This window comes from Amycolatopsis sp. NPDC049252 (assembly GCF_043197175.1).
In the GTDB taxonomy this organism is placed as follows: domain Bacteria; phylum Actinomycetota; class Actinomycetes; order Mycobacteriales; family Pseudonocardiaceae; genus Amycolatopsis.
On sequence record NZ_JBICSQ010000067.1, the window covers coordinates 37,388 to 47,965 of the forward strand.

The following is a 10,578-nucleotide window of genomic DNA, read 5'->3' on the forward strand; positions in this document are numbered from 1 at the left end:
ATCATCGACGGCGACCTCGGCGCCGAGCGCCTGCAGCGCGCGTCCGGCGTCCGATTCGCGGCGACCGAGGAACCGCACGGGGACACCCTGCTCCAGCCGCCGCTGAGCCAGATGGCTCCCGTGCCGCCCGCCCGCACCCGGGACGGGAATCGTGCTCCGTCCCTCGAAAGATGACGTCGACATGCCAAGTCCTGAAATGGGACTCGGTGGAGTGCCCGGCGCCACAGTGCAGGTTCCTGGCCGGCTCCCGGCATCGGGTGCCGGGTCGCAAGGGCGGGCCTGGGGTCCCGGCTCCGCCGCGCCGAGGGAGGGGAGCGCGGCGGAACCGGGGATCCGGCCCGTCCGCGAGGGGGGAGTGCCGGGCGGGCCGTGGTTCAGGCATTCCCGCCGCGGGCCGGGGGCGAAACCTGGCAAACCGGTGAACGGCCGCTCGCCCGGCGTGGAGCCGGTGCCGGCGCCCGCGGTGTCCGGGACGGTCGGGGGGAAGCCGTCCCGGGCCGTGGGTACCGGCACCGGTGGTCGACGACGACCGCGCTTGGGGCCGCCGTCTGAAGAGAAGACGCTGTTCGCTGCGTGACCGTTACGGCTGCCGCGCCACGCGGGTCAAAGTCCGAAAAAAACGATGCACACCCGATGCGCGTAAAGTCCACTGTGGACAGAAAGGGTCACGACCGCTTGCCGGTCGCCAGGTCGGCCAGCCGTGCCAGCGACTCCTTGTTGCGGGGACGCAGCAGCAAGCTTTGCACGGCCTCCGGCAGCAGCTTGGCCGGTCCGCCGACGACGTGCTCGGTCATCGTGACCAGCGTCCGCGCGCCGCCGTCGCGCGGGGTGAGCGTGAGCCCGACCGCGGCGACGCCGGTCGGCCAGGCCTTCGCCTCCAGCGACAGCGACCGGCCGGGTTCCACCGCGGCGACCTTGGTCTCGTCCTCGAGCTGCAGCGGCCAGGCTCCGACGCTGTGGTGGATCCGGCTCCCGGGCGCGGGCCAGCCCTCGTCGACGGCGCGGATGTGCGAGCTGCCCACCACCCAGCCGCCGTAGGACCAGCCGTCGGCGAGGACCGCGAAGACGGCCTCCGGCGACGCGTCGACCACTCGGCTGACCTCGGCCATGGTGTGCTCCGTTCGTTCGCGGGCTCGCCGGATACCCCGGCCCCGGCCGTTCCACGCACGACCGGACAGCGCGACCGGACAGCGCGATCGGGAGCGGGCAGCTACGGTGACGTTCATGGAGTCCTCGGAGCAGGACCCGACCCGGGCCTTGGAGCGTGGGCTCGGTGCATACGTGCGGGCCGTCGCCACCGCCGTCGGAGTTCCGGCGGAAGGTACGACGGTCGAGATCAGCGACACGGCCACGGCCTACCTCGCCCTGTCACGCCCGTGGCCGGGCCGGCCACGGCACGACGTGATGCTGTTGTGGAGTGAGAAGCGCGGCTGGACGGTCGCGGTGGAGACCGCGCCCGACGAGGACCCGGTCGTCATCGCCCGGTGGGCGGGCGACGAGCTCGTGCCCCCGCCGCGGGAGGTCACGCGGTTCGTCGACGACGCCGCGGCCGGCAGGCAAGCGGAACCGAAGAGCCGGCCGCCGTCCGGCGTCACCCGCCAGGTGCTGGCCCGGCAGCTGGGTGAATACGTGCCTGGCCGGCCGTAGACCCTCCGATCCGCCGTTGTGGGCGGCACCGCGCCTGTGCCACGGTCGAGGCTGACAACGTTGTCTCCGGGAAGGGGACCGTGCCGTGGTCCGCATCGCCCGCGTGTCGCTCGTCGTTCTCCTCGCCGCCTTGGCGGTCTTTGTGCCGGTGTCGCCCGCGACCGCGGGCACCGTCACGGACTACCCGGAGTTCCCCTACCCGGCGACCACCTACCAGGAGCCGTTCCGCGGGCAGTTCCACTTCAGCTCGCAGGCCGGGTGGATGAACGATCCCAACGGGCTCGTCTACGCCAACGGCCTCTACCACTTCTTCTACCAGCACAACCCGCACGGCCTCGAATGGGACACGATGCACTGGGGCCACGCCACCAGCCCGGATCTGGTGCACTGGACGCAGAAACCGATCGCGCTGGAGCCGGACGTGCACCCCGGCACCCTGTTCTCCGGGGGCGGGGTCGTCGACCGGGACAACACGTCGGGGCTGAAGACCGGCCCGCTCGACCCGATCATCGTGTTCACCAACACCGACGGCGTCAGCATCTACTACAGCAACGACAACGGCCGGAGCTTCCAGCCCTACGACAAGGGGCGCAAGCAGATCGAGATCCCGGAGGAGAGCCGGGACCCGAAGGTCGTCTGGGACGCCGCGCGGCACCAGTGGGTCATGGTCGTGTGGTCGAACCGGGGCGGTTACGGCGTCGACCTCTACACCTCGCCCGACGTGCTGCACTGGACGTTCGCCAGCCGGTACGCGGCGGACTGGCTCTTCGAGTGCCCCGATCTGTTCCCGATGACGCTGAACGGCACGCAGCAGTGGGTGCTGACGTCGGCGACGAGCGAGTACGTCGTCGGTTCGTTCGACGGCCGGACGTTCCGCACCGACCGGCCGCAGCCGAAGAAGATGAACCAGGGCACCACGTTCGCCGGCGGCACGTTCTACGCCGCCGAGACGTTCTCGAACGCGCCGGGCGGCCGCGTGGTGCAGATGGCCTGGCAGGGCGGCAATCGCGGCAGCAGCTGGACCGGCAACGCCACCTTCCCGGCGGAGCTGCGGCTCGTCGATGCACCCGACGGCCCCCAGATCACGCGGACGCCGGTCGCCGAGCTGGATTCGCTGCGCGCCGACAGCCGGACCTGGCAGAACCAGACCGTGAGCCCCGGGAGCACCCTCTTCGGCGGGATCCTCGCCGACACCTACGAAATCACCGCGACGTTCGACGTCGCGAGCGCGACCGCCGCGCAGTTCGGCTTCGCGCTGCACAGCCGCTCCGACGGCAGTGCCGACCGGACCGTCGGCTACGACCGTGCGGCGGGCACGCTCTACGGGAAGCCGCTGGCACCCACCAACGGCGAGGTCACGATGCGCCTGCTGGTCGACCGCGGCCAGCTCGAGGTCTTCGGCGGCGACGGGCGGTTCTCCGTCGCCGACAACGTGAACTTCGATTCCGCCGCGGTCAGCCAGGGCATCCGGCTGTTCGCCACCGGGGGACAGGTGCGGCTGAAGAACGCGAAGTTCACCCGGCTCAGCACCAGCTGGGGCACGGCGCAGCCGACGCTGGAGAGCGACCTCGCCGGCCCGTGGCACGCGGCCGGCGGCTCGTGGACCGACACCAGCGGCGGCAAGCAGGCCCAGGCCACCGGCGACGCCTTCTACCTCGGCGCGAGCACCGCGGGCGACGCCGTCTACCAGGGTGACGTCCGGCTGGACACCGCACAGGCGGCCGGGCTGACCTTCCGGGCGGCCGACGACGGCGCCGGCTATACCGCGAACATCGACACCAGCGGCGTGGTCAAGCTGTGGCGGCCCGGCCGCGACATCGCGACGTACGCCACGCCCATCGCCGCCGGCAGCACCCACCACCTGGAGGTGCGCACGACCGGCTCCCGCATCCAGGTCCTGCTCGACCACGGCACCACGCCGGTCATCGACGCGACCGACGACGTCTACCCGTCGGGCCGGTTCGGCGCGAACGCCTACCACGGCACGGCGACCGTGCAGAACCTGAACACCGGCCCCGGCGGTCTCGACGCGTTCACCTCCGGCGCCTGGACCGCCCGGGGCGGCACCTGGACGACCACCCCGGACGGCCTGCGCGGCCGCTCACCCGACGACGGCTTCTACCTGAGCGACCGCACCGGAACCGACTTCACCTACGACGGCGACGTCTCGGTCACCAACGGCACAGCGGCCGGCCTGACCTTCCGCGCGGCCGCCGACGGCACCGGCTACACCGCGAACGTCGACAGCAGCGGGGTGGTGAAGCTGTGGCGGCCCGGCCGCGACATCGCGACGTACGCGACCCCGATCGTCGAGGGCCGCACCTACCACCTGACCGTGCGGACGACGGGCGCCCGGATCCAGGTCTGGCTGGACCACGCCGCCGCGCCGGTCATCGACGCCACCGACAGCACCTACCCCTCGGGGCGGTTCGGCGTGAACGGCTACGCGGGGAACACGCTCACCCAGCACCTCGCGATCAGCTGAGTCACCAGCCGAGTTCTGTGCCGGCATCGGTGGACCGTCCCGCCGACGCCGGCTCTGCCGGACGACGGCTGTCCGCATTCAGGACTGGCTCGACCATGGCGTAGCTCCGATCATCGACGCCACCTACCCCTCGGGGCGGTTCGGCGTGAACGGCTACGCCGGGAACACGCTCACCCAGCACCTCGCGATCAGCTGAGTCACCAGCCCAGCTCGGTGTCGTCCTCCTGGAAGGTGCCCGTCGGGCCGTCCTCGCCGATGACGGCCATCCGGACGATCGTCCGGGCGCTGACCTCGACCGGGCGGCCGTGGCTGTTCTCGATGCCGCCGAGCAGGGTCGCGGTGTACCCCGGCTCGACGGCGTTGAACTTCACCTCGGGCACCGCCCGCGCGTACTGGACCGTGAGCATCGAGACGGCCGCCTTGCTCGCGCCGTAGACGATCGCCGAGACCTGCGACGCGGGCCGCGAGGGGTCGTGGTTGGCCGAAAACGAGCCGAGGGCGCTGGAGATGTTGACGACGACCGGGTTGGCGGACTTCCGCAGCAGCGGCAGCGCGGCCTCGGTGACGCGGATGATCCCGACCGCGTTCGTGTCGAACACCGCCAGCGCCTCCGGCCCGTTCAGGGCGAGCAGGGCGATGCCCGCGTTGTTGACGAGCACGTCGAGGCCGCCCTCGAGCTGGTCGAAGGCCGCGGTGACGGACGCGTCGTCGGTGACGTCGAGCTGGACGAACCGGGCGCCGACCTCCTCCGCGGCGGCGCGGCCGCGGTCGACGTCGCGGGCGCCGAGGTAGACGGTGTGCCCGGCGGCGACGAGCTGGCGGGCGGTTTCCTTGCCGAGGCCGCGGTTGGCCCCGGTGATCAATGTCGTGGTCATGGGCCGAGCTTGCGCCGCTCCACAAAGGCTAGGCAGTCGTGCCGTTTTCGTAGGACCACCAGGGCCAGGACAACGGAACCGGGGTCGCGCACACTGGAGGTGTGGAGACGTGGGAGTTCGGCCGGATGGTGCGCCGGTGCCGCGACCGCGTCGCGCCCGAGACGGCCGGGGTGCCGGTGGGCCGGCGCCGCCGCGCGGCCGGCCTGCGCCGCGAAGAGCTGGCCGGTCTCGCGGGGATCTCCGCCGACTACCTGACCCGGCTGGAGCAGGGGCGGGCGACCGCGCCGTCCGTGCAGGTCGTCGAGGCGCTGGCCCGCGCCCTGCGGCTGGCCGATGGCGAGCGTGACCTGCTGTTCCGCCTGGCCGGGCACGCCGCGCCCGGGCTCGACCTCGTCCCGTCGCGGATCACCCCGAGCGTTCAGCGCCTGCTCGACCGGCTGGCCGGCACGCCGGTCGCGGTCTACGACGCCACCTGGAGGCTCATCGTCGCCAACGCCCCCTACGACGCGTTGATGGGGGACACGACGACCTGGCACGGGATCGAGCGCAACGCCGTCTGGCGCCACCTCGCCGGCCCCGGCACGCGCGCCGTCCACACCCCGGAGGAGCACGCCGGCTTCGTCGCGCAGCTGGTCGCCGACCTGCGGCTCAACGCGGCCCGCTACCCCGCCGACCGGAGCGTCACCCGGCTCGTGGAGGAGCTGTCGCGGAGCCCGCGGTTCGTCGAGCTCTGGGAGGCCGGCGCACCCGACCCGGCGCAGGAGACGTCGAGGCACAAGATCGTCGACCACCCGCTGGTCGGCCGGATCACCCTCGACTGCGACACGCTCGTCGTGGCCGCCGACGATCTGCGCATCATGGTCTACACGGCCGAACCGGGCACGGAGGACGCCGAGCGCCTCGGCCTCGCGATCGTCCTCGGCACGCAGACGCTCGTCTGACGAGCCGTTGACCTGGGCTTCACCCGGAGTTCTCCCGCGACGGTAGTGATTGCCCCGGCGGGCGGGCGATACTGGCGCGGTTGCCGACCACCACACCCCCGGAGCTCACATGACGGACGTCAACCGCAGGCGGTTCTTGCAGCTGACCGGCGGCACCGCTGCCCTTTCGGTCCTTTCGGGCAGCATCGCCCGCGCGGCGGAGATCCCCGCGAACCACCGCACCGGCAGCCTGCGCGACGTCGAGCACATCGTGGTCCTCATGCAGGAGAACCGGTCGTTCGACCACTACTTCGGCACGATGCGCGGTGTGCGCGGCTTCGGCGACCCACGGCCGGCGACGCTGCAATCGGGCAAACCCGTCTGGGCGCAGCCGGACGGCGGCCGCGACATCCTGCCCTTCCACCCCGACGCGGACAACCTGGGCCTGAAGTTCATCCAGGACCTCCCGCACAGCTGGAACGACACGCACGCGGCGTGGAACCAGGGCAGGTACGACAAGTGGGTGCCCGCCAAGGGCTCGACCACCATGGCCTACCTGACGCGCGAGGACATCCCGTTCCACTACGCGCTGGCCGACGCGTTCACGATCTGCGACAGCTACCACTGCTCGTTCATGGGCTCGACCGACCCGAACCGCTACTACATGTGGACGGGCTACACCGGCAACGACGGCACCGGCGGCGGGCCGGTGCTGGGCAACGACGAAAAGGGTTACTCCTGGACGACCTACCCCGAGCGGCTGGAGAAGGCCGGGGTGTCGTGGAAGATCTACCAGGACGTCGGCGACGGCCTCGACGCCGCCGGGGGCTGGGGCTGGATCGACGACGCCTACCGCGGCAACTACGGTGACAACTCGTTGCTGTACTTCGACTCCTACCGCAACGCCAAGCCCGGCGACCCGCTGTACGACAAGGCCCGCACCGGCACGAACGCGAAGGCCGGCGACGGTTACTTCGACGTGCTGCGCGCCGACGTCAAGGCCGGGAAGCTGCCGCGGGTTTCGTGGATCACCGCGCCGGAGGCGTTCTGCGAACACCCGAACTGGCCGGTGAACTACGGCGCCTGGTACCTCGCGCAGGTGCTCGACGCGCTGACCGCGAACCCGGAGGTCTGGAGCAAGACCGCCCTGTTCGTCACCTACGACGAGAACGACGGCTTCTTCGACCACGTGCTCCCGCCGTACGCGACGGCCGGTCAGTCCACTGTGGACACGACCGGGGAGATCTTCGCGGGCTCGGCGTCGAACCCGACCGGCCCGTACGGTCTCGGCCAGCGCGTGCCGATGATGGTGGTGTCGCCGTGGAGCAAGGGTGGCTGGGTGTGCTCGGAGACGTTCGACCACACGTCGATCATCCGGTTCATCGAACGGCGCTTCGGGGTGGCCGAACCGAACATCACGCCGTGGCGGCGGTCGGTCTGCGGCGACCTGACCTCGGCGTTCGACTTCGCGCGCACCGACGCCCACGTGCCGCGGCTGCCGGACACGGCCGCCTACGAGCCGCCGGACCGTGAGCGGCACCCGGACTACGTGCCCGCGGTGCCCGCGAAGGGCGTGCTGCCGAAGCAGGAACGCGGGCTGCGCCCGGCGCGGGCCCTGCCGTACGCCCTGGCCGCCGACGCGCGGGTGCACGGTGACCAGCTGACGCTGACCTTCGCCAACCACGGCCGGGCGGGCGCGGCGTTCGTCGTGACGTCGCCGTCGGCCGACCCGCGGACGTACACCGTCGGCGCGGGACGTTCCCTGTCCGGCGCGGTGCCCGCGTCCGGCGGGTACGACTTCACCGCCCACGGCCCCAACAGCTTCCTGCGGCAGTTCCGGGGCGCCACGGCCGGGCCCGAGGTGAGCCTGCGCGAGGACGGCGGGTGCGTCGAGCTGACCCTCGCCAACACCGGGCCGGCCACGGTGCGGCTGACGATCACCGACGCCTACGGGCGGCGGTCGGCGACCCGGCAGCTGCGGCCGGGCGCGCGGGTCGTGGAGAAGGTGGACACCGGGCGGAGCAACAACTGGTACGACGTCTCCGTGACCTCGGACAAGGACCCGAAGTTCCTGCGCCGCCTGGCCGGTCACGTGGAGAACGGCCGGCCGAGCACCAGCGACCCGGCGATCCTCACGCGGTGAGCCGATAGGGCTGTCCCGTCGGACAGGATGCCGGTCATGCCTTGACGGGTATGACCGGCGTCACGTACCTTCCGCCGTGTCTTGAATCGTTTCAATGCACGGTCGGGGGATCAACGGTGATCGAAAACGACCCGGTACCCACTACGGCGATCAGCGGCGACTTCCGGCTTTCCCGGCGGCGGATGCTCGCGCTCGCTTCGGCCGCGGCCGTCGCCGGGACGGCCGGTGGCTGGGAGTTCGCTTACGCCGCGCCGGAAACCACCGCCGCGGCGGGCCGTTTCGCCGACCCGCGCCCGGATTCCCGGCCGACCGTGCTGTGGTTCTGGAACGGCACCGTCACCACGGCGCTGGTGGCCGACGGACTGGCGGACCTGCGGGACAAGGGCGTCCACGAGGTCCTCGTCTTCCCGTTCGACACGGCCGCGCTGCAACCGGCGTTCTTCACCGAAGGCTGGTTCGCGATCATCGAGTTCACCCTGCGCGAGGCGCAGCGCCACGGCATGCACCTGTGGCTGTTCAACGACGACTACTTCCCGAGCGGCCGCGCCGGCGGCCTGGTCGTCGACGGCGGCAAGGTCGGCAGCCGCGTTTACCAGCCACGGCCCGACCTGCGGCTCAAGGGCGTGGGACACCAGGTCCTGACCGTCGAGGGCGGCGCGCCGGTGCCGCTGCTCAGCCGGGGGCTGTCCGTGTCGGGCGGCCGGCTGCTGGTCGACGCCGCGGCCCGCGACGGCGTCACGTTGCTGCGCGACGGCGCCGGGTGGCAGGACTACGACGTCGTGGCGAAGGTCCGCGTCGAGAGCGCCACCGCCGGGCTCATGGTGCGCAGCGCCGACGAGGGCAACGGCGTCCTGGCCGACCTGCGCAGCGACGGCGCCGTCGACGTCTGGCAGCAGACCGGCGGCGCGTTCACCCAGACCCGCGGCGGCACGCCGGTCCCGGGGTTCGACCCGGCCGCGGACCACGAGCTGGCGGTGCGGGTCCGGGGGACGACCCTGACCGTGACGCTGGACGGCGTCGCGCAGCCCGCGGTCGAGGGCCTGAAGTACCCGACCGGCCGGGTCGGGGTGCGTGCGGTGGCGAGCCAGCGCTCGTCGTGGGACAGCCTGACCGTGCGCGACGCGAGCGGCGGCATCCTGTACACGGAGACGTTCGACAGTGTCGCCGCGCTCGACGGCTTCGCCCTGCCCGCGACCGGCGTGCCGCTGATCGCCGCGGCGGCGCGGCCGGCCTCCTCGGCGGACCCGGCCACGCTGGTGGACCTGACCACCCAGGCCCGGGCGGGCGGGACGTGGACGCCGCCTGCCGGGACCTGGCGGCTGGACCTGTTCACCGTCCGCGACCTGAGCACGCCCACCGGTACCGGCCGCGCCTACCTGGACCTGCTCGACGACGAGGCGGTGCGGCTGTTCGTCGACGCCGTGCCCGGGGAGTACGTGCGCCGGTTCCCGTGGGCGCCGGGCGCGGTGCTGCGCGGGTTCGCCGACGACGAGCCCTATCTCGCCTCGGCCGACGGACCGTTCAACACGGTCCCGTGGTCGCCCACGCTGGACGCGGAGCTGCACGCGCTCGGGACGTCGCCGGGCATCGCGCTGACCGCGGTGCACGACGCCGGCCTCGGCAACGCCGGCCTGCGGCTGCGCGGGGTGTTCTGGCGCGCGGTGAGCAACCGGTTCGCCGCCGCGTACTACCGGACCCAGGGCAAGTGGCTGGCCGCCCACGGCCTGCGGCTGATCTCCAACCCGCTGTGGGACGAGTACGGCCCGGGCGAGCAGCTGCGCAGCTCCGGCAACCTGAACACGAACAACCAGTGGGCGCAGGTGCCGGGCACCGACCTGATCTTCGACCATTACCAGCGCGGTTACCACCGCACGCTGTCGCGCTGGCCGGCCAGCACCGCGCACCAGCTCGGGCTGGAGCGCGTCTACCTGGAGGCGATGGGCGGCACCGGCTGGCCGGTCACGCCGTCGTTCGTGCGTGAGGTGGTCGGGGCGTTCGCCGTGCGCGGGGTGAACCACACGCTGCTGCACGCGCGGTTCAGCGACGAGAACCAGATCGTCTACCCGCCGCCGTTCCAGCCGGCCAACCCGTGGTGGGCGGTGTCCGCGCCGCTGAACGACTGGATCGGCCGGCTGATGGAGGCGTGCCGCGCGCCCGCCCGCGCCCGCACCGCGCTGATCCAGCCGCAACGCGCGGTCGAGTCCACACAGGACACTCCGGCGATGGCCGAGCTCGACACGGCGTTCCTGACCACCGCCCACGCGCTGGAGGACGTCCAGGTCGACTTCGACTTCCTCGACGAAGGCGCGCTCGACGCCGACCCCGCGCTGGTGGCGCACGCGCGGCCGGCCGGGCCGAAGCTGGTCGTGGGGCAGCAGGCGTACGGCATCGTCGTGGTGCCCCGGACGCCGGTGCTCGCGGTCGGGTCGGTGCGGACGCTCATCCGGTTCGTCCGGGGTGGGGGCACGGTGGTCGTCGTCGGCGAGCCGCCGGCCCGCGAGGCCGGGG

The 10,578-nt window shown here is 72.3% G+C and carries 7 protein-coding genes; 5 read left to right on the plus strand and 2 right to left on the minus strand.

The annotated features are described in order from the left end of the window. Positions 1-665: 665 nt before the first annotated feature. The gene (locus tag ACGFMK_RS38570; RefSeq protein ID WP_392774046.1) at positions 666-1,109 is read right to left on the minus strand and encodes an SRPBCC family protein; all 444 of its coding nucleotides are present in this window, start codon (positions 1,107-1,109) and stop codon (positions 666-668) included. A 115-nt stretch (positions 1,110-1,224) separates the two neighbouring features. On the opposite strand from ACGFMK_RS38570, the gene ACGFMK_RS38575 reads away from it, so the two are divergent. Then, the gene (locus ACGFMK_RS38575; RefSeq protein ID WP_392774048.1) at positions 1,225-1,647 is read left to right on the plus strand and encodes a DUF6292 family protein; all 423 of its coding nucleotides are present in this window, start codon (positions 1,225-1,227) and stop codon (positions 1,645-1,647) included. Between the two features lie 85 nt (positions 1,648-1,732). Continuing rightward, entirely contained in the window at positions 1,733-4,132 is a 2,400-nt protein-coding gene (locus ACGFMK_RS38580) for a glycoside hydrolase family 32 protein (protein ID WP_392774049.1), read from the plus strand. Positions 4,133-4,329: 197 nt separating this feature from the next. Here the strand turns inward: ACGFMK_RS38580 and ACGFMK_RS38585 are convergent, their stop codons facing one another. Next, complete coding sequence (locus ACGFMK_RS38585; RefSeq protein ID WP_392774051.1) at positions 4,330-5,007, minus strand: SDR family NAD(P)-dependent oxidoreductase; 678 nt, start codon at positions 5,005-5,007, stop codon at positions 4,330-4,332. A gap of 101 nt (positions 5,008-5,108) precedes the next feature. Between ACGFMK_RS38585 and ACGFMK_RS38590 the strand changes: the two genes are divergently transcribed. The 3 genes from ACGFMK_RS38590 to ACGFMK_RS38600 form a co-directional block, all read left to right on the plus strand. Then, positions 5,109-5,948, plus strand: a complete 840-nt coding sequence (locus ACGFMK_RS38590) for a helix-turn-helix transcriptional regulator (protein WP_392774052.1) — start codon at positions 5,109-5,111, stop codon at positions 5,946-5,948. 109 nt (positions 5,949-6,057) lie between these two features. Then, the gene (locus ACGFMK_RS38595; RefSeq protein ID WP_392774054.1) at positions 6,058-8,070 is read left to right on the plus strand and encodes a phosphocholine-specific phospholipase C; all 2,013 of its coding nucleotides are present in this window, start codon (positions 6,058-6,060) and stop codon (positions 8,068-8,070) included. 116 nt (positions 8,071-8,186) lie between these two features. Then, positions 8,187-10,578, plus strand: a 2,392-nt coding sequence (locus tag ACGFMK_RS38600; RefSeq protein ID WP_392774056.1) for a glycoside hydrolase, incomplete at its 3' end; no start/stop codon positions are given.

Excerpts from the sequence above, each read along its gene's own strand:
- ACGFMK_RS38570 (WP_392774046.1), bottom strand. The coding sequence starts at position 1,109 with ATGGCCGAGGTCAGCCGAGTGGTCGACGCGTCGCCGGAGGCCGTCTTC.
- ACGFMK_RS38575 (WP_392774048.1), top strand. The coding sequence starts at position 1,225 with ATGGAGTCCTCGGAGCAGGACCCGACCCGGGCCTTGGAGCGTGGGCTC.
- ACGFMK_RS38585 (WP_392774051.1), bottom strand. The coding sequence starts at position 5,007 with ATGACCACGACATTGATCACCGGGGCCAACCGCGGCCTCGGCAAGGAA.
- ACGFMK_RS38595 (WP_392774054.1), top strand. The coding sequence starts at position 6,058 with ATGACGGACGTCAACCGCAGGCGGTTCTTGCAGCTGACCGGCGGCACC.